The sequence below is a fragment of the Hydrogenovibrio kuenenii DSM 12350 genome (assembly GCF_000526715.1).
Classification (GTDB): Bacteria; Pseudomonadota; Gammaproteobacteria; order Thiomicrospirales; family Thiomicrospiraceae; genus Hydrogenovibrio; species Hydrogenovibrio kuenenii.
Map to the genome: position 1 here is coordinate 1,165,208 of NZ_JAGP01000001.1, position 18,826 is coordinate 1,184,033.

18 protein-coding genes are annotated in these 18,826 nt (G+C 39.8%); 7 read left to right on the plus strand and 11 right to left on the minus strand.

Features of this window, described 5'->3' with window-relative positions:
* Positions 1-18: 18 nt before the first annotated feature.
* Genes yjgA through N745_RS0105475 form a run of 3 tightly spaced genes read right to left on the minus strand, consistent with a single transcriptional unit; the run spans position 19 to position 3,589 of the window.
* Positions 19-564: a ribosome biogenesis factor YjgA gene (gene yjgA, locus N745_RS0105465; protein ID WP_024851120.1), complete on the minus strand. Its 546-nt coding sequence runs from the start codon at positions 562-564 to the stop codon at positions 19-21.
* A 27-nt stretch (positions 565-591) separates the two neighbouring features.
* On the minus strand, positions 592-2,652 hold the full coding sequence (gene ligA, locus N745_RS0105470; RefSeq protein ID WP_407636466.1) for an NAD-dependent DNA ligase LigA: 2,061 nt from the start codon (positions 2,650-2,652) through the stop codon (positions 592-594).
* Positions 2,630-3,589, minus strand: a complete 960-nt coding sequence (locus N745_RS0105475; protein ID WP_024851122.1) for a cell division protein ZipA C-terminal FtsZ-binding domain-containing protein — start codon at positions 3,587-3,589, stop codon at positions 2,630-2,632. Before N745_RS0105475 ends, ligA begins: the two co-directional genes overlap by 23 nt.
* Positions 3,590-3,809: 220 nt before the next feature.
* On the opposite strand from N745_RS0105475, the gene N745_RS0105480 reads away from it, so the two are divergent.
* Positions 3,810-5,108, plus strand: a complete 1,299-nt coding sequence (locus N745_RS0105480; RefSeq protein WP_024851123.1) for an FGGY-family carbohydrate kinase — start codon at positions 3,810-3,812, stop codon at positions 5,106-5,108.
* Between the two features lie 9 nt (positions 5,109-5,117).
* Here the strand turns inward: N745_RS0105480 and N745_RS0105485 are convergent, their stop codons facing one another.
* Positions 5,118-5,879, minus strand: coding sequence for an HAD family hydrolase (locus N745_RS0105485; RefSeq protein ID WP_024851124.1), 762 nt, complete (start codon positions 5,877-5,879; stop codon positions 5,118-5,120).
* A 203-nt stretch (positions 5,880-6,082) separates the two neighbouring features.
* Here N745_RS0105485 and dksA point away from each other — a divergent pair, with 203 nt between their 5' ends.
* The 4 genes from dksA (at position 6,083) to N745_RS0105505 (ending at position 9,098) form a co-directional block, all read left to right on the plus strand.
* Positions 6,083-6,511 carry an RNA polymerase-binding protein DksA gene (dksA, locus tag N745_RS0105490; protein ID WP_024851125.1) on the plus strand — a complete coding sequence of 143 codons (429 nt, stop codon included), beginning with the start codon at positions 6,083-6,085 and terminating at the stop codon, positions 6,509-6,511.
* A gap of 98 nt (positions 6,512-6,609) precedes the next feature.
* On the plus strand, positions 6,610-8,178 hold the full coding sequence (locus N745_RS0105495) for a bifunctional aminoglycoside phosphotransferase/ATP-binding protein (RefSeq protein ID WP_024851126.1): 1,569 nt from the start codon (positions 6,610-6,612) through the stop codon (positions 8,176-8,178).
* 44 nt (positions 8,179-8,222) lie between these two features.
* On the plus strand, positions 8,223-8,834 hold the full coding sequence (locus N745_RS11730) for a hypothetical protein (RefSeq protein ID WP_024851127.1): 612 nt from the start codon (positions 8,223-8,225) through the stop codon (positions 8,832-8,834).
* Between the two features lie 42 nt (positions 8,835-8,876).
* On the plus strand, positions 8,877-9,098 hold the full coding sequence (locus N745_RS0105505; RefSeq protein WP_024851128.1) for a hypothetical protein: 222 nt from the start codon (positions 8,877-8,879) through the stop codon (positions 9,096-9,098).
* An 11-nt stretch (positions 9,099-9,109) separates the two neighbouring features.
* Here the strand turns inward: N745_RS0105505 and N745_RS0105510 are convergent, their stop codons facing one another.
* Entirely contained in the window at positions 9,110-9,709 is a 600-nt protein-coding gene (locus N745_RS0105510; protein ID WP_024851129.1) for a YqiA/YcfP family alpha/beta fold hydrolase, read from the minus strand.
* A gap of 17 nt (positions 9,710-9,726) precedes the next feature.
* Here N745_RS0105510 and N745_RS0105515 point away from each other — a divergent pair, with 17 nt between their 5' ends.
* Positions 9,727-11,556, plus strand: a complete 1,830-nt coding sequence (locus tag N745_RS0105515) for a single-stranded-DNA-specific exonuclease RecJ (protein WP_024851130.1) — start codon at positions 9,727-9,729, stop codon at positions 11,554-11,556.
* Here N745_RS0105515 and thrC read toward each other — a convergent pair.
* The 4 genes from thrC to alaC form a co-directional block, all read right to left on the minus strand.
* Positions 11,553-13,028 carry a threonine synthase gene (gene thrC / locus N745_RS0105520; protein ID WP_024851131.1) on the minus strand — a complete coding sequence of 492 codons (1,476 nt, stop codon included), beginning with the start codon at positions 13,026-13,028 and terminating at the stop codon, positions 11,553-11,555. The genes N745_RS0105515 and thrC overlap by 4 nt on opposite strands.
* A gap of 151 nt (positions 13,029-13,179) precedes the next feature.
* On the minus strand, positions 13,180-14,223 hold the full coding sequence (locus N745_RS0105525) for a hypothetical protein (RefSeq protein WP_024851132.1): 1,044 nt from the start codon (positions 14,221-14,223) through the stop codon (positions 13,180-13,182).
* Between the two features lie 111 nt (positions 14,224-14,334).
* The gene (locus tag N745_RS0105530; RefSeq protein WP_024851133.1) at positions 14,335-15,651 is read right to left on the minus strand and encodes a homoserine dehydrogenase; all 1,317 of its coding nucleotides are present in this window, start codon (positions 15,649-15,651) and stop codon (positions 14,335-14,337) included.
* Positions 15,652-15,706: 55 nt separating this feature from the next.
* Complete coding sequence (gene alaC / locus N745_RS0105535; protein WP_024851134.1) at positions 15,707-16,900, minus strand: alanine transaminase; 1,194 nt, start codon at positions 16,898-16,900, stop codon at positions 15,707-15,709.
* Between the two features lie 156 nt (positions 16,901-17,056).
* On the opposite strand from alaC, the gene N745_RS0105540 reads away from it, so the two are divergent.
* Positions 17,057-17,425: an Mth938-like domain-containing protein gene (locus tag N745_RS0105540; protein WP_024851135.1), complete on the plus strand. Its 369-nt coding sequence runs from the start codon at positions 17,057-17,059 to the stop codon at positions 17,423-17,425.
* A gap of 8 nt (positions 17,426-17,433) precedes the next feature.
* Here the strand turns inward: N745_RS0105540 and N745_RS0105545 are convergent, their stop codons facing one another.
* On the minus strand, positions 17,434-18,216 hold the full coding sequence (locus N745_RS0105545) for a M23 family metallopeptidase (protein ID WP_024851136.1): 783 nt from the start codon (positions 18,214-18,216) through the stop codon (positions 17,434-17,436).
* Positions 18,213-18,797: a YqaA family protein gene (locus N745_RS0105550; RefSeq protein WP_024851137.1), complete on the minus strand. Its 585-nt coding sequence runs from the start codon at positions 18,795-18,797 to the stop codon at positions 18,213-18,215. The genes N745_RS0105545 and N745_RS0105550 overlap by 4 nt, the downstream gene beginning before the upstream one ends.
* Positions 18,798-18,826: the final 29 nt, after the last annotated feature.

Sequence of the window (18,826 nt, forward strand, 5' to 3'; positions counted from 1 at the left end):
ACTAGGCCTCTCAATAAACTACCACTCAAGGCCTCTTAGATACTTAAAAATAGCTCTTGATGACTTAGGTGGTTTATTTTGCTCTGCTTCTTTTTGGGCGTTACGAATGGCTTGTCTCAAAAAGCTTCTATCAACCTGAGGATAAACTTCAATGAACTCATTTAGTGCATCATCACCCTCCTCTACTAAACGATCGCGCCATTTTTCTAAACGTTGAAAATGTGCGTTCTGTTGTTGCGCCTTCAACTCTTCTTCCATAAGTTTTTCTTTAATATCAACAATTAAATATTCATTCTTACGAAGAAACTTACCCACAAAAGCTTTTTGTCTCTTTACTGCTGGGCCTTTATCCAAACGCTTTAATAAAAGAATCGCGTTAAGCAGCTCATCCGGAAGATTAAGTGTTCTGATTTTTGATTCAGTCATTTCCGCCAGCTTTTCACCTAGGTCTGTCACCGCTTGGGCTGCTTTTTTGATGTCTGTACGGCTTTCAAACTCTTCCTGTTCCCAATCTGGAACGGTTTTAGGAGCCTTAGTCCGATTTACATTACGAGGTCTAACCATTTTTTATCCTTCTGTCTTTTGCAGAGATTATAACTCAGGCATCATTTCAAGCCATTGCTGTTCGTTTAGTATCGTTATACCCAAAGATTCTGCCTTAGTTAACTTTGAGCCAGCTTTTTCGCCTGCCAGTAAAAAATCAGTTTTAACCGAAATACTTCCTGTCACTTTAGCGCCTGCTGCTTCCAATAAGTTTTTAGCATCGGTTCTACCCATAGATTCCAACGTACCTGTAATTACGACAACTTTATTCATAAATGGACTATTCTGTTGAACAACGATTTCTTGAGGTTCAGGCCAATCCACCCCAGCATCGAACAACCCTTGAATAACTTCTAGATTATGCGGTTGTTGAAAGAAATGCTCTAAATGATTAGCAACGACTTCCCCTACATCATCCACCAGAATAAATTCATCTACGCTTGCAGACAATAACGCATCATAAGTTTTAAAGTGCTGGGCTAAATTATTTGCCGTCACCTCTCCCACTTCGGGAATACCTAAACTATAGATGAAACGTCCGAAAGTGGTGAATAGTGATCCCTGTATCGAGTCAACTACATTTTGTGCTGACTTGGTCGCCATACGTTCCAAGCCAGCTATGGTTTCAGTGTCCAAGCGATAGAGATCATCCGGGTGGTGAACCAATTCTTTTTCAACAAGCTGATCAATTAACCGTGTACCAAGCCCCTGAATATCCATCGCTTTTCTAGAAACAAAATGTTCCAGTGCACGTTTCCGTTGGGCAGGACAATACAAACCTCCTGAACAAAGATAAACTGCCTTATCTGGCTCTTTCACAATTTCTGAACCACACTCAGGGCAGTGTTCAGGCATGTGAAATAAGACTGTATTGTCTGGACGCTTAGATAAAACAGGTCCAACCACTTCAGGAATAACATCACCCGCTCTACGCACAATCACCGTGTCACCAATGCGAACGTCTTTACGTTGTATTTCATCCATATTATGCAAGGTGGCATTTGAAACCATTACCCCACCGACATTAACAGGCTGTAATCTTGCAACAGGTGTGATCGCACCAGTTCGGCCAACTTGCACATCAATATCCAGCAACTCTGTCCAGACTTCTTCGGCAGGAAATTTTCGAGCAATCGCCCACCGGGGTGCTCGTGCCGTAAACCCGAGTTGGGTTTGCAAAGAAATGTCATTTAACTTATACACAATACCGTCAATTTCATAGGGTAATGTAGGTCGAAGTTGCAACAATCGTTCATAGTAATCAGACATCCCCTCAATCCCTTCTACAAGGCTAGCATGAGGATTTATAGGCAATGTCCACTGTTCAAACAAATGCATCATATCGCTGTATTTTTTAGGCAGCGTCCAATTATCAGAGACTTCACCCCAGCCATAAACATAAAAACTAAGGTGTCGTTGCGCTACAACCTTGGAATCTAACTGTCTTAGGGTTCCTGCTGCCGCATTTCTAGGGTTGGCAAAAGGTTTTTCACCCTTGTCTAACTGCTGTTGATTCAACTTTTCAAAAGTTGACTTCAACATAAAAACCTCACCTCTCACCTCTAAAACATCAGGAAAATGATCACCTTGCAGCTTCAAAGGAATAGACTGAATAGTCTTAACGTTTTGTGTAACGTTTTCGCCAACTTTTCCATCACCACGAGTGGTTGCCTGAACAAAATAGCCTTGCTCATATCGAAGATTAATCGCCAACCCATCCATCTTAGGTTCAGCTGAAAATACAAAAGCATCATCAGAGAAACGGTCAGCGATACGTTGGTAGAAATCGCTCATATCCTCATTATTGAAGGCATTATCGAGGGAGTACATGGCAACACGATGGGTAACAGACTCAAAGTGACTAAGCGGTTGATCTCCAACCCGTGTCGAAGGAGAATCTTTAACCACCCAACCAGGGTGTTTTGCTTCTGTTATTAGAAGTTTTTGGAAAAGTTCATCATATTGTCTATCGCTGATTTCTGGCGCATCCAGTACATAATATTGATAGCTATGATGTTTTAAGTCTGCAATCAGTTGGGAATAACAGTCTTCTGTTTCGCAAGCAACGATGTTCATAAGGTAGGCGCTATTTAATAGCTTGAGACTCATAGGCAACTGCGGTATCTCGCATTTGTTGCAGGTCTGACTCTTTAATAAGGTGGCGCTCAGCATTGTAAAGTCGACCATTCAATCGCTGAGAAATTTTTCTCGCCATCATAATCATGTCATGCATGACTGCTGGTGCTTTAACAGTTGTTGGTAGCTCAAGGATTAAAACAACGCCAGGTGTTTTATAGTCATTATTAGCGGGTTCTTCTATCGGAAAAGAACCAGGTTCTAATAAATTGGCGACACGAATAATTTCATTGCCCATAGAATCGTTTTTAACGAAAATCTGACTTCCATTTGTAACCAACCCGACTCCTTGAAGTGTTTGGTTAACTTTAGGCCATAAAAAGTCTTCCGTCCCCATCACGATCAAGGCAAAAACCTGAGGTTCAGTTTTCTCAACATTGGTCTTTTGCTGTGCAATTTCAGCTGCAGAAGATGAAGGTTCAGTCGGTACGCCAAAATCAGGTACATCAACACTGTCTGGCTGAAAACCATCAACCGGGACCATGTTCTCATCTTTTATAACGATATGTTTTGGTTTCTTTTCATTTTGGGCTTCATCTGTCTCTTGTTCTGAAATTGATTCAGTAGACTCAACCTTAACTTCAAGGGAGGTTTCTCCAGCATTTTCTTTTTTAGGCGGTTCAAAGCCTTCACCAAAAGATAGTCCTAGTTGATTTTCAGGAACATCTTCTTCATCAACATGTAATCTATGCTGGGTCTGTGCAGAAACTGGAATATGCGCTTCACCCAGTTCATTCAATGCTTTCCCTGCTTGATCTTTGACTGCAGGCGAACTACTTTCATCGGCATTTGTTTTAGCCGTCTGTGAACTGGAAGCTTTAGATGATGCGTTTTTTTTCTTTTGTAGAAAATAAAGCCCTACAATGACAATAATTGCAAAAATAATTAAAACCTGTTGCAATTCATTCATTTAACTTTATCCTCTGATTATTCTTGGCCTGAGCAGGGTTTGATCTTTTAAGTCAACGCGTAGAGTTTACACCAATAGTATTTCGTAAAAATGAAGAAACCTATGATTCACCCTTCAGTGAAGTTCGTTCGACTTATCCGATCAAATTTTACTTGAAATCCAAGCCAATGAAAAGGCAAGATACAAAACCTCTTAAGAGAAATAACATCAAAGGAAATAAATGGCTTTAAACACTAAGCTAGAAGGCAATATTCTCGGAATAGATTTAGGTACATCAGGTATTCGTGCCGTCATCGTTTCTCTACAAAACACCTTGCTACATGAAATACAGGTGGCTATGCCATTTCCTAAAAGAGATAACAATACTAGCCAACAAGATATTACTATCTGGCACACCGCACTAGATAACTTATTAACTAGACTCAATGAAGTAGCTGACCTCAGCACTGTTCGGCATATCGTAGCCGATGCAACTTCATCAACAGTTTTACTCATCGATAACAAACTTGCACCGCTAACACCTGCATTAATGTACGACGACAGCAGAGCAACAAAGCAAGCAGATCAAATCAAAACTTACGCAACAACTAGCACTGCGGCGCAAGGAGCATCTTCAACCCTAGCCAAAGTTATGTGGCTTGAAGGATCACGTCCCTTTGAAGAAGGCCAAACAGTACAATACTTTATTTGCCATCAAATCGATTGGTTAAACAGCTTTTTTACCCAAAAAATAGTTCCTACCGATGCCAACAATGCATTAAAGCTTGGTTATGATGTAATAAACCGCTGTTGGCCAGACTGGGTAAAGAATTGCATTAAAACGTCTTTACCGAAGGTCGTTATGCCTGGTGCAGCCATTGATACTATAGCTGCTGCTATAGCTGACAAATACCACTTTCATCCTGAAACAAAAATTCATGCGGGAACAACAGATTCCATTGCCGCCTTTTTAGCATCTGGCGCAAACCAAATTGGTGATGCAACAACATCTCTTGGTTCAACACTAAGTTTAAAACTTTTATCTGATAAGCCGATTTTTAGTCCGACACATGGTATCTACAGTCATATCCTTGGTGACTTATGGCTAATAGGAGGGGCATCTAATTGCGGTGGTGCTGTATTGTTGAAATACTTCTCATTGGATCAGATAATCACATTGCTCAGTGAAATAAACATTCATAAACCAACTGGACTTAATTACTATCCACTCATTACAAAGGGCGAGCGCTTTCCAATCGCTGATAGCCATTTAGAACCTAAAGTTTCGCCAAGACCCAAGTTAGACAGTGAGTTTTTACACACTTTGATTGAAGGACTGGTCTCTGTCGAAAAACTCGCTTATGAAACATTAGAGAATTTAGGTGCGACCAATGTTAAACAAGTTTACGCCGTTGGTGGCGGCACGAAAAACCCCATTTGGATGACATTAAGAGAACAAAACCTAGGCTATAAAACAAAAAAAGCGGCTCATATAGATGCCGCTTTTGGTGTAACGCAATTGCTTATAAAAGCGTTATAATCACTAATATTATGCATTCGCGATTTTATGAACCAAATCTAGGTTCAGGTAGTCTTGACCAAAAGTATCACCCGACAATAGTGTGAATGATTGTTCAGGTTCACCCATATGATCTAACACAACAACTGCATCAGAAAAATCATCATCTTTTGTGTATTCATTAATTGTAACGATAGTTTTTAGATTCGCAGCAGACGAAGATTTAATACCATTTGAAGAGTCTTCAAAAGCAATGGCTTCTTCTGGTGTTAAATCCATTTGCTCTAACGCCCAGTCATAAATATCCGGTGCTGGTTTTTTGGCCGGTACAATATCGCCAGCAGCAATAACTTCAAACCAAGACTCTGAATCAGGACCTAAAGTACTTTCTAAAAGTGCCGTCACATTTGCAGGAGTTGTTGTTGTAACAACAGCCATACGCATACCCGCTTCTTTTGCCTCTTTAATCAAACGTTCAACCCCTGTTCGCAAAGGGATTTTCCCTTCAGCCATTAACTGAGTGTAGAAATTTGTTTTTGACTCGTGCAGTCCTTTTACAAAGTCATCAAAATTCGCTGGCTTTTCAAAACCAGTATTAAACTCATCAAGATAAAAACGAATACGTTCTTTTCCACCGGTAACGGCTAGTAAATCACCATAAAGCGCTTCATCCCAATTCCAGTCTAGTCCAGCATCTTTAAATGCCATATTAAATGCGACACGATGACCGTCTCTTTCTGTATCCGCTAAAGTGCCATCAACATCAAACAACAGTGCCTTCAATTTTGACATACTTCTCTCCAAAGTTATTTCAATACAAAATGTATTGTTTTTTAATTCAATTAGTTAGCGCGACATTATCCTTTGTTTATCAATTTTTTCAATCTTTAACCGAAATAATTTATGGCAATTTAGCCATTAAATATTGTGTAGTCTGTTTTTTATATGGTATAAATCCCGGTTAGTAAATTTTTTCACTAAAAGAAGATAAAAAAATGAACATTGAAACAGATTTCATTGAAGACTACCCAGTATATAAAGCGGCTCCGAACGAAGATTATATGAGCCCTCAAATGCTTGAGCATTTCAAAAACAAATTGCTTGCTTGGAAAAAGCAATTGATAGAAGAAGCTTCAACAACTGTTAGTCATCTAAAGTCGGACTCAAGTACACCTGCGGACCCTAATGACCGTGCTTCTCAGGAAGAAGAATTTGCTCTTGAACTTCGTACTCGCGATCGCGAAAGAAAGCTGATTGCAAAAATCGATAAATCACTGAAAGATATTGAAACGGGTGAATATGGTTATTGCAAAATGTCTGGCGAAGAAATTGGTCTTGCTAGAATGGAAGCACGCCCTACAGCAACATTAACTGTTGAAATGAAAACCAAACAAGAAATGCGTGAAAAACAAGGTATTGCCTAATCAATACTTTACTTCTCACCATCGTGGAATGTTCGGTTGATACTTTTACAAATCAGCTGAACAGTTTACTTGTAACGCTTTAACTTCTCTCTGACTCAATGGATTTAACTACCCTCATTGATCAGCTTTCCTGTAGTGATATCTACCCACATCCAGTGGAAGTAATTACAACTATTGAAACACATATTTCTATTGTTTTTCTGACTGGCCAATATGCCTATAAACTGAAAAAGCCTGTTAATTTTGGCTTCTTAGACTTTTCAACACTTGAACAAAGAAAAAAGTTCTGTCACCTTGAATTACATCTAAACAAAAGAACCTCACCTGAAATTTATTTAGAGGTCTGCCCTCTTTATATTCAAAAAGGAAATCTTTCTTTTTTTCCTGACAATGAACATGATGAACCTATAGAGTATCTGGTCAAAATGAATCAGTTTGATCCAAATTTTGTTTTGGGTCGTTTTTTACGTGAACACACTCTTAGCATTAAACAAGTTGAAAATCTTTCAACACAGATAGCCATGTTTCACCAACAAGCAGAAACATGCCCCCAGGGCTTGATCTACGGCCACCCGGATGATGCTGTACATCCTATGCTTGAAAACTTTCCCTCATTAATGCAAACCTTTGATGACCCTGAAACCAGTTATCGTTTAAGACAACTGGCTCAATGGACACACTTCAAACAAAAGCAACTTTATCCCGTATTAGAAAACCGAAAACAGGATGGTTTTGTAAAAGCTTGTCATGGCGATATGCACTTAGACAACATCACACTAATTGATGATAAACCGACTCTGTTTGATGGTATTGAATTCAACGACCAGTTTCGTTGGATTGATACCATTAATGACTTAGCATTTCTATTGATTGATCTCGGTTATAGGAAGCAAACGACTTTAAGACGCCAGCTACTTTCACTATATATGAATCAAACTTCCGACTATAAGGCTTTGGAATTATTAAGGTTTTATCAAACCTACCGAGCTATGGTTCGTGCCAAAATTACAGCATTACGCTACCATCAACTGGATAAAAACAGCCATGAAGCCGAAGAATGTTGGCAAACAGCTTTAGACTATATAAAGCAAGCTGAAGGTTACGCTTATGAAGTTCCTGAAACCAAGATTATCTTAATGCAAGGTGTTGCAGGCTCCGGTAAAAGTCACTACGCCAAACAACTTCTATGCGAACTCGACGCTATTATTATCAGCTCGGATATTGAACGAAAACGCCTCTATGGCATTTCGCCACTTCATCGAGTTTCAGAAAAAGAAAAGCAGTTACTTTATTCTGCTGAAATGAATCAAAAAACCTATGAAACACTTTACGACCTTACTGAAACCATTATAAAAGCTGGTTATAGTGTAATTGTTGATGCCACATTCCTAAAATATCAACACCGCGAAGTTTTTATAGAATTGGCCGAAAAATTAAATGCTGATTATCGCGTGGTTTATATTGAACCAGATATTGAGCTTATACAGCAGAACATTAAGATACGTGAACAAAATAACGACAACCCTTCCGATGCGACAGTTGATATTATGCATCGTCATGTCCAGCAGCTTGAACCACCTACAAGACAAGAAGATGTATTTAGGTTAAATCCCCATGAAAACATCTGCCAGGAAACTTTCAAGTCTTGGTTAAGTCGGCCGATATAAACAGATATCCCAGTAAGATAACTTAATATTTGGTCAGTGTTTTTATGAAAAAATGGCTCGCAATCCCACTATTGGTACTCTGCGCCTTACCTCAAACGGTCAACGCTGCTGACAACCAAAAACCAACCAAACCTAAATTTAAGGCTCCGCCACCGCCGCCAAAGGGAACTCAAGGAACGCCTGATGGCATTACTTTGTTTGGTGTTGCTTTGAACGGTGCAGAAAGAGATTTAATTAATACTCAACTGAAAGATATTGAGGGGTTTTCCGAAGCCCGATCAACTCAAAAAGAGCACACCTTTGATAAATACTTTCCGACTTTTAGAAAACGTGAACTTTATTATGTAGAGTTCCACTACACACCAGATGGTCAGCTTTATTCGGCCAAAGAAGTTTACCGTCCTGTTTCCACGCGTTTTGAAAATAAGCTTTCCCCTATCCAAACGCATGAAGTTGCATTGAAACTATCAGAAAAAATCGGACAACCTAGTCGAATAGAGCGAAAATCTGCCGATGGCACACCAAGCTACAGAGCCTATGTTTGGGATGGTAAGAATGTCACTGTGACGGTTGATAGAGTTGGTAGCGAAATCTATGGAGATGTATTTGTACTCTATCAAATGAAAATTAACCCCTATTTGGTTGCTTCAAGATAATACCGGCGTTATGATTGTTAGAAAGAACAAGAGGTTAAGCTAATGGAAGTTTCAGGCTCAGCATCACAATACTCAATTCAAGGCATGCAAAAAGGTTTTAATCAACTCGACCAAGCCAGCAAAGATATTGCAAACCCAAACCAAACAGATAAGGCACCGGATTTAATTCAAACCAAGCAAAGTGAAAATCAAGTTGAAGCTTCTGCAAAAAGCTTTAAAGCGGCTAATGATCGTATTGGAACTCTTCTCGACATCATGGCTTAATCAATTAGTGATTAACCACTAGTCTTAAATCCTTCAACAAAAGTTTTCACATTCTGCCAAGCATCTTCTAAATGCTGAAAAGCATGGTCTCCGCCTTCAAATGCAAGAGTCTTTGATTGTTGTACATTTTGATATTTTTGATAGGCAAATTCGTAGGGAACGGTTTCATCTTCCTTATCCAGTAGCAGCCTACTTGGTGCACTAACAGGATTTTGCGTAATCAGCTTTTCTATCGCCTCAATAAAGTCATCATCAATAACGAACCTCTCCCCTGTTATAGGGTGCTCATATTCACCATAATGTTGTTTAAAAATAGAGACAGGATTAAGTGCGGGATTAATCATTACCAATGGCACGCCATATAGTTCAGATAAATACTCCCCATAAAAGCCCCCCATAGAAGATCCAAAAATCTGCCAGGCTGGGGTCGCTCCAAGTTTTAATATATCTTCTTCGATAACGCTCTTTAAATAGGCAATCGTTTTTTCTGGCGAAGCCAGAGGGTAAGTCGGCGTCAAAACCTCTATGCCAAGCTCAGCAAAAGCTTTTTTGAACCACTGTGCTTTATAACTTTTGCCTGTACTTAAAAAACCATGCAAATAAAGAATCATGCTAAAATTTATAACCTATGTTAATGAATGCTAAAGCCTCGTCCCACAAACCATTTGAACTGCAACAACCTGAAATTGTTGAGCGCCCCTTTTCACAAAAAGTTTTTGATGCTGCAAATCAACTCGGATTAACCCAGCTTCAAGCTCGCTTGGTCGCCATGCGTTTGTCTGATGAAGATTTTGAAAACCATGATAATAACATGTCAGAAATGCTGGAAAAAATCGTTTTTCCCAAGCTTCGTCATCTGCAACATCCTCAAAACCTTAAAAATGCCGACCAAGCAGCCAAACATATTGCCGATGCGATTCTTTCAGATGGACAAATTGTCTTAGCAACGGATTACGATACCGATGGTGTCACTTCTGCTTGGGTTGCGACAAGGGCTCTAATTGATTATTTCCATGTTCCTGAAGAACGCATCACTCATGTACTTGGTGATCGAAAATCAGGCTATGGTATAACGGACAAAGTTGTTGAACGCATTCTAGCTATTGATAAAAAAATTGATTTAGTCATCTCCGCGGACCAAGGTTCTAGCGATGAATTGAGAATTAAAAAGTTGGCTGATAAGGGGATTCCTGTCTGCGTAACAGACCACCATCAAATCCCAGCTAATGGCATCCCTGAAAGCGCAATCTGTACCGTCAATCCACAACAAGAGAACTGCCAATACGATAAAACTGTTGCAGGCTGTTTTGTGATTTTTCTGGTAATGGGACAAACAAGAAATGAACTTATTCATAGAGGCGTATTAGATGCCTCAGCCCCATCGCTAAAAGATTTGGTAATGAATGTATCTCTAGGCACAGTCGCCGACAGTGTTAGCCTAAAAGGTGTTAATAATCGCGCAGTGGTGCAAGCTGGTTTGACGATGATGAATGAACTCAAGCACCCTAGCTGGCAGGCGATGCATGCATTAAATGATAATAACAACCGGCCTTTTAATGCTGAATACCTAGGTTTTCAAGTTGCTACACGCATTAATGCAGCAAGTCGTGTCAGTGATGTAACCACAGCCTTTCGTTTTTTAAATGCTGAAGATTTTTACCAAGCACAGCAAATGCTTGATCAACTTGAAGCCGATAACCTAAATAGGCGTGAACAACAAGAGAGCATGCTCTTACAGGCAAAACAAACTGCTGAATCCATTTATCACCCTGGGAAATTCACACTAGTTATTAAAATGCAGGGTAATGCGGGTATTCAGGGCATTATTGCATCCCGTGTTGGTGAACAATATGGGTTACCAACAATTGCTATGACTGACTTACAGGACGGATTCTTAGCAGGAAGTGGTCGAGGCATTATTTCGAATATTGACTTGAGAGAAGCGTTTCAATGGATGTCTGAACAAGACAGAGAACTTTTTGAATCGATGGGTGGGCACAAAGGTGCTGCAGGATGCATGATTCCCATTGATAAGTTTGACTCTTTTTCAGAGCTGTTTGAGCAAGCCATTCGTGAGCAACTTGACAATAAAGTTCCCAGACTACAAATTGAAACCGATGGTGAGCTTGAGCCTTGGCAATTAACACCAGCGTTAATTGATGAAATTAATCTACTTGAACCCTATGGAAGAGATTGGCCTAAACCATTGTTTCATGGAAAGTTTTCCTTGAAAAGTTATCGTGTTGTAGGTCAAACCCAAACACATTTATCATTCAATCTAGCGACACAAGACGGTCGCCATCTTTCAGCAATCTTTTTTAATGCGCTAGACTCAGAAGGTGATCCTATCCCCTACCAAGCAGGACAAGAAATACTGTGTGTTTATCAACCTGCATTGAATCACTATATGGGAAACACCAACCTGCAAATCAGACTGGTGCATGCTGAAGCAGTTTAAGCTAAGAACTTTAAGATTTCGCTCTCAATGTCTTGCTTATCAATTACTGTTGATTGCGCAATAGGCTTTGAGAAAAGAGCTTCAATTTGACTTGGAATTGAAATCCCAGCTTTTTCCGCGATCATTTGCAAAGCTTCATGATCATGCTCATAATTTTTACCAGTTAACGCTTTAGCAATAACAGGTGAAAACTTCGTCCATTCTGCAGTTGAGTAAGCTATGGTTTTCAAAGACTTATCTTCACGACAAGAATCATAAGCTTTAAAACATGTTGCTGTGTGCGGACACATCAAATAACCAACAGTGAAAGCTTGTTTAATATACGCCAGCCCCTCTTCATCCGTACAGAAATCCGCAGCAAAAATAGTTTGTATTTGCGCAAGCTCATCTTCAGACAATTGATAGAACTTGTTTTTATCAAGTTCAAACATCAACTCTTTGGTACGCTCAGCGCCAAATAAATCAAACAATATACGTTCAATATTTGAAGATTTTAAAATATCCATTGCAGGCGAAGTGGTTGGAATAACAGAGATGTCTCGCAAGTCATAACGTCCAGTTGTAATAAACTTTGTCAAAACGTTATTCATATTGGACGCAATGTGGATTTGCTTAACCGGCAAGCCCATTTTCAAAGCATAGTACCCACCTAAAGCATTACCAAAATTTCCACTCGGTACATTTAGGTAAACCTGCTCACCCATTTCAATAACACTTTGACGAACCAACTCTAAATAGCTGTAAATGTGATAAATAGTTTGGAAAATAATGCGCCCGAAATTAACTGAGTTCGCAGCTGAAAGCGAAATATTATGTGCTTGTAATGCATCACGAAACTTATCGGATACCAATAGGTTTTTTAGCGCTGTTTGTGCATCATCAAAATCACCGTGAATCCCAATAACTTTTAAGTTAGCTGCATCTTCAGTCACCATTTGCAAACGCTGAACGTCAGAAGTACCGCCATCTGGATACAAACACGCTACCTGTACATTGTCACGATTTTTAAAAGTTTCTAACGCTGCTGGCCCTGTATCGCCACTGGTCGCAGCCAAAATTAAATACTTTTCATTTCGTGCTTGGGCGATAGCAGACAAAACCTTACCGAAAGGTTGTAGCGCCATATCTTTAAAAGCACGTGTTGGTCCGTGATACAGCTCACTTACATAAAGATCATCATAGACCTTAACCACTGGAACAGGGTTGCTAGGATCATCAAATTCATCATAGAGTGCTAACGCTTCATCAATAATCTGCTCTTCGATATCAATCTCAAAGGCCTTAAGTACGCCTTTAGCTAACGTCTTATAGCCGGAATTAACGTGAGACTTGAAAAAAACTTCATCAAACGTAGGCAAAGATTCTGGCGAGTAAATACCGCCAAATGAAGACATAGGGCTTAAAATAGCCTGCGCAAAAGAAATATGTGTTGGACGTTGGCCGTCATTGCCACGTGTTTCTATAAATTTCATATTATCCCTATTGATAAATTCGCTATCGATAATCCAATCAATAAACGGTGGATATTCAATTATTTAACTAACGGCGAATTATACAGAAAACTAAGATTTTTTTCGCCGCGAAATCCTGTTTTAGTCAAGCATTTATCTTCTTAAATACAGTTTAAACAGTGTACATACTAAGTGGCTTTTTCCAGCGCCAGAATTTTTTAAGGTGTTTGGGTGTCAGGTAGTAACGGTGAGACATACCCAAATCCAGTAACAGCGAATGAATTTGGCCACTTTTCAGTTGTTCTAACATTGGTGCAAACCAATCTTTCTCCATTCGCTGTAAAAGGACTAGCCATTCCTCCTCAGTCATTTCAGACAAGGCATCATCAAGTACCACCATCTGTTCATTGCACCCAGTATCAACCATTAAAATCTGCCAGGCTGGGTAAGACTCTGGGGCTTCAAAAAAGCTGGATTGACTCAATTTAGCAAGGCCTTTTAAATAAGCGAGATTACCTGCCAACGCTGCATCTTGTCGTACATAAACATCATCTGCTTTATACTGCCCTTCTCCCCAAACCCAAACACCATTAATTTCTGGCAAGCCATTTGAGCGCCTTGCTTCATTAACAGGATGGGTAAAAAACAACATCTGCACTTCATTCATTAACTGACGCCAATAGGCAGATGCATTACCTTGTGGCATCGCATCCTGAATGGAGTAATAACTCATTGTTTCTAAAGAATGTGTCTGTACATCAATCGGTTGCAAAATACGAATATACCAACGCAAAGTATCGCCCATTTCCAACTCAACTCTGTCTTGTGCAAAATGCTGGTTAAAGGCATCAACTAGAGCTCTAGCTTCATCTTCACCAATACCTAGAGACTCTCCTGGAATTAAAACTAAAGTATCTCGATCTGGAATCATTTGCACTGGATCAACTCGTAGCCAAAAGTAAGAAGCATCGAAATTTTCTAAATCAAAAACGGCAGTTGTTGGCGCAACAGGCAACGTATTTTTTTGGTGGAACAAGTAACTGGCATTGGATGCAATCGAGTCTTTGTGTCTATTATCTTTGGGTAATTTATCGGCCTTTGCCAATAATGTTTCAAGTGCAGGGCAGGATAGACTTTCAGCTCCGACATCGGTCTCGGCAATATTCTCTGGCGCCAAAAGATTTGGTATCCATAATGTTAAAGCAGATGAAGCCATTCCCTTCCCTTAAATGAAATAAACATTGTTTTGTAAGCTATTGATACTTAATAAAAAGCCTTCTAAACAGAAGGCTTCTAAATCGTCGATAATAACAAGAAGTGTTAAAGGTTATTTAAAGTCAGCAACACGAATACGCATTATTTTTTCATCGATTTCTGGCATATTTTCCAATGCTGAAATTGCCTGATTCAAATCAGACTCTAGTACTTTATTGGTAATCATTACTAAAGTCGCATCATCTTCATTGCCTACATAGGGTTCTTGATGCAATAACTCAATACTGATTTGAGACTCAGCTAACACAGCAGAAACTTTTGCCAAAACCCCTGCGTGATCCTTGGCGTAAAACCTTAAGTAATAAGCCGATTGTATGTCATCAATAGCAACAATCGGTGCCGAGGTTAGTTGACTCAAAGCAAAACCAAGTGCCGGAACACGGTCTTCTTTAGGTTGGTGAAGTGCACGAATTACATCAATAATATCTGCAACCACTGCACTGGCGGTTGGTCCAGCACCAGCACCAGGTCCATAATAAAGTGTTTGTCCAACATGATCGCCTGAAACCATGACCGCATTCATAACATCGTTCACATTAGCTATCAAAACGGAGTCCGCTACCAAAGTGGGATGAACTCGCATCGAGAATCCATTATCAGTTCGGCTGGCAATCCCTAAATGCTTGATTTCATAACCTAGGTTTTGAGCAAATTGAATGTCTTCAGCCGTAACCTTTGAAATCCCTTCGGTATAAACCTTGTCAAACTGTAGTTCAATACCAAATGCAATTGATGCCATGATTGTCAGCTTATGCGCTGCATCTATCCCTTCTACATCAAAGGTAGGATCAGCTTCTGCATAGCCTAATTCCTGTGCTGTTTTTAATACTTTCGCAAAGTCAGCACCCGGCTTTTTCATCTCAGTCAGGATGTAATTACCCGTGCCATTGATAATACCAGCCAACCATTCAATTTGGTTACCAGCCAAACCTTCTCTCAAAGCCTTGATAATTGGAATACCACCAGCCACTGCAGACTCGTAAGCAACCATAACGCCTTGCGCTTCTGCCGCTTTAAACAACTCATTTCCATGTTCAGCAATCAGTGCTTTGTTTGCAGTCACAATATGTTTTTTGTTTTGAATAGCTTGTTCAAGGCAGGTTTTCGCTAAAGTTGTGCCTCCCATCAGTTCAACAACAATATCAACATTAGGGTTATTCACTACCGCTAAAGGATCCGTTGTTAAATCAATACCAGTGGTATCAGCAGTTCTTGAACGATTTAGGTCTCTAACAGCTATTTGCTCGACTTTTATGGATACTTTCCCTCCCAATCGTCTTTGAATTTCGGTCTGAGTGGTATTCAAAATATTAACCGTTCCACCACCAACAGTACCTAACCCTAGAAGACCCAATCTTATTTCTTTCACGAAAACTCCAATTCCTTGCTTAATTCTTTAATTCAATAAATCTTTTTGTCAATTTTTAGGATTTAATCAATCCATCTTTGCGGAACATATCACGAATACCGCGAATTGCCTGACGCGTACGATGTTCATTTTCAATCAAGCCAAAACGAACATGATCATCGCCATAATCACCAAACCCAATTCCTGGTGCTACTGCGACTTTAGCATCCGTTAGCAGCTTTTTAGAGAACTCTAACGACCCCATATCACGGTATTCTTCTGGGATTGGTGCCCATACAAACATGGTTGCTTTTGGTGGTTCAACCTTCCAACCAATAGAGTTTAACCCTTGACACAGAACATCACGACGAGATTTGTACATATCACTGATTTCTTGCACACAGTCTTGTGGTCCTTCCAAAGCAGCGATCGCAGCCACTTGAATCGGTGTAAAGGTGCCGTAATCCAAGTAAGACTTCATTCGCTTCAAAGCTTGAACTAATACAGGGTTACCAACCATAAAACCAACACGCCAACCGGGCATGTTATAGCTTTTAGATAGTGTATAGAACTCGACCGCAATATCTTTCGCCCCTTCTACTTGCATAATCGAAGGTGCTTTATAACCATCAAATGCAATGTCAGCATACGCAAGGTCATGAATAACCCAAATATTGTGTTCTTTTGCAATGGCAACCACTTTTTCAAAAAAGTGTAAATCAACGGTTTGAGTTGTTGGGTTCCCCGGAAAGTTCAGTACCAGCATTTTTGGCTTTGGCCATGATTCTTTTATCGCTTTTTCCAGCTCGTCAAAGAAGTCAACATCTGGAGTCATACGCACATGACGAATATCGGCACCAGCAATCACAAACCCATAGGGATGAATAGGATAAGCTGGGTTTGGTACAAGGACAGTGTCGCCTTTTTCAACGGTTGCCAAGGCTAGGTGAGCCAAACCTTCTTTTGATCCGATAGTGACGACGGCTTCCGTCTCATAATCTAAATCCACATCGAACTTGGTTTTATACCAATTACAAATAGCGCGTCTTAATCGTGGAATACCTTGCGATACCGAATAGCGATGTGTTCCTTCACGCTGAACAACTTCAATCAATTTATCGACAATATGTTTAGGGGTATCCTGATCAGGATTTCCCATACCAAAGTCGATGATATCCTCGCCTCTGCGACGCGCTTCGGCTTTTAATTCGCCGGTTATATTGAACACATAAGGAGGAAGTCTTTTTATTCTTTCAAAGTCGCCAGTCACAGAAATGAACCTTTAAAAAATCGCACGAAATTGTGCAAATGCAGTGAGATAAAATTAAGCTGTTAATGATATACAGAAATGCCCAATTCCGTCAATGTAATTTACGCTATAATTACTGATAAATAGCCATTAATAAGACATTTCAGAGAGTTGCCCATGAAGTTTACTGAACACAGAGATTCCAATATTTTAACTGTGAAAAACTACCAGGCTGGGTCTGTAAAAGTCAATGACAAATTGATTAGTCACAGCTGTTATCTTAATCAAAAAAATCTGGTAAGTGATTGGCAATGCAATAATCTGGCTGAACTCAATGAAGATCGCTTAGATGAACTCTTTTTAATGCAACCTGAAATCATCATTCTAGGAACAGGTGAAAACCAGCAGTTTCCTCACCCAAAATATTTCGCTTATTGTGCACAAAGAGGTATTGGACTTGAGGTTATGGATAATGCAGCAGCTTGCAGAACCTACAATGTATTAACAACTGAAGAACGCGAAGTGGTTTTAGCTCTTATTATCTAAAACCATTTCTAATGAATAAACTTCTGGTGAAAAAGCGGTTTCGCATCCACTTTTCGTCCATGATAACGCGCTTCAAAAAAGAGTTGCGGGGCTTTAACATCACCAGTAGCACCTACAGTCGCAATCAAATCACCCTTCTTAACTTCCTGCCCCTCTTTCACCAACAGACTGTCATTGTGCGCATAAATGGTTAAATAACCATCATCATGCTTAAGAATAATTAATCGGCCATAGTGTTCAATACCACTACCTGAATAAACAACTTCACCTTGCTCTACCGCATAAATAGCTTCCCCAACGGGAGCCTTTATTATCAAAGCATTGTTACCTGCGGAATCCCTAACAAACTGATAGTCATAGGGCTTGCTTAATGGCCATTGAAAGCCGTTAGCAGAACCGGTTTTATGTTGAATATGTTGCGCTACTTGATGGTGTGAAGACGCAGAAGAAGATATTCTGTGAGGAATCGTTAACTCTTGCTTAATATACAAGGTGTAAGGAGGACCAAGATGATTAGCTGCTGCAAGCTTTTGCATATCAACGTTACATCTATCTGCAACCAAGCTTAATGTATCGCCTGATCGAACAATATAAGGAGAAGTACATCGAGATGAACCAGAAGTTTTACTGGGTTCAACACGATCTCCTTTGCTAAAGCGGTTGTCCTGGTCGTTAAAGTATTGGTCACCACCATCCCAACCACGATATTTAGCTGGTGCACACGCATAAAGAGATGTACATAAAGCTAATAAAACCAAGTTTCTAGTCAGACGAAGGCTGGCTCTTTTCATGAGTAAAAGTGTTTGATTAACAGGTACCCTAATACTAACACAATTGTTCCATAGCCTAAATAATCAACTGAACGGCGAATTTGAGCTTCATATTTTTCACCGCCCTTCTTCATTAAATAAGCAACCAAAAAGAAGCGTCCACCTCGCCCTACAAAAGACGCGATAATAAAAGGTAAAATCGCTAAATGCATTGCGCCAGATGCAATGGTGAATAGTTTGTAAGGAATTGGACTGAATCCAGCCAAAAACACCACCCAAAAACCGTAATCATTGAAAAAACCTTCGACCTGATGATATTTATCTAGATAGTTCATGGATTCAAGAATTGGCAATACCGCATCTAGCATCCAATAACCAATTAAATAACCAAAAATCCCTCCTACTAAAGAGCCCATTGTAGCTATAAATGCGAAACGGTAAGCTTTTTCGGGTTGTGATAATGCCATTGGCATCAACATAACATCAGGTGGAATGGGAAAAAAGGATGATTCAGCGAAACTCATTACAGCCAAATACCACGGTGCTTTAGGATGCTTAGACCAACTAATTGCTTTATCGTAAAGTTTTGTAAAAACTCTCATTGCTTACTCTTTTGATTATTTGTTTTTGA

Excerpts from the sequence above, each read along its gene's own strand:
- yjgA (WP_024851120.1), bottom strand. The coding sequence starts at position 564 with ATGGTTAGACCTCGTAATGTAAATCGGACTAAGGCTCCTAAAACCGTT.
- ligA (WP_407636466.1), bottom strand. The coding sequence starts at position 2,652 with ATGAGTCTCAAGCTATTAAATAGCGCCTACCTTATGAACATCGTTGCT.
- N745_RS0105475 (WP_024851122.1), bottom strand. The coding sequence starts at position 3,589 with ATGAATGAATTGCAACAGGTTTTAATTATTTTTGCAATTATTGTCATT.
- N745_RS0105480 (WP_024851123.1), top strand. The coding sequence starts at position 3,810 with ATGGCTTTAAACACTAAGCTAGAAGGCAATATTCTCGGAATAGATTTA.
- N745_RS0105485 (WP_024851124.1), bottom strand. The coding sequence starts at position 5,879 with ATGTCAAAATTGAAGGCACTGTTGTTTGATGTTGATGGCACTTTAGCG.
- dksA (WP_024851125.1), top strand. The coding sequence starts at position 6,083 with ATGAACATTGAAACAGATTTCATTGAAGACTACCCAGTATATAAAGCG.
- N745_RS0105495 (WP_024851126.1), top strand. The coding sequence starts at position 6,610 with ATGGATTTAACTACCCTCATTGATCAGCTTTCCTGTAGTGATATCTAC.
- N745_RS11730 (WP_024851127.1), top strand. The coding sequence starts at position 8,223 with ATGAAAAAATGGCTCGCAATCCCACTATTGGTACTCTGCGCCTTACCT.
- N745_RS0105505 (WP_024851128.1), top strand. The coding sequence starts at position 8,877 with ATGGAAGTTTCAGGCTCAGCATCACAATACTCAATTCAAGGCATGCAA.
- N745_RS0105510 (WP_024851129.1), bottom strand. The coding sequence starts at position 9,709 with ATGATTCTTTATTTGCATGGTTTTTTAAGTACAGGCAAAAGTTATAAA.
- N745_RS0105515 (WP_024851130.1), top strand. The coding sequence starts at position 9,727 with ATGTTAATGAATGCTAAAGCCTCGTCCCACAAACCATTTGAACTGCAA.
- thrC (WP_024851131.1), bottom strand. The coding sequence starts at position 13,028 with ATGAAATTTATAGAAACACGTGGCAATGACGGCCAACGTCCAACACAT.
- N745_RS0105525 (WP_024851132.1), bottom strand. The coding sequence starts at position 14,223 with ATGGCTTCATCTGCTTTAACATTATGGATACCAAATCTTTTGGCGCCA.
- N745_RS0105540 (WP_024851135.1), top strand. The coding sequence starts at position 17,057 with ATGAAGTTTACTGAACACAGAGATTCCAATATTTTAACTGTGAAAAAC.
- N745_RS0105545 (WP_024851136.1), bottom strand. The coding sequence starts at position 18,216 with ATGAAAAGAGCCAGCCTTCGTCTGACTAGAAACTTGGTTTTATTAGCT.
- N745_RS0105550 (WP_024851137.1), bottom strand. The coding sequence starts at position 18,797 with ATGAGAGTTTTTACAAAACTTTACGATAAAGCAATTAGTTGGTCTAAG.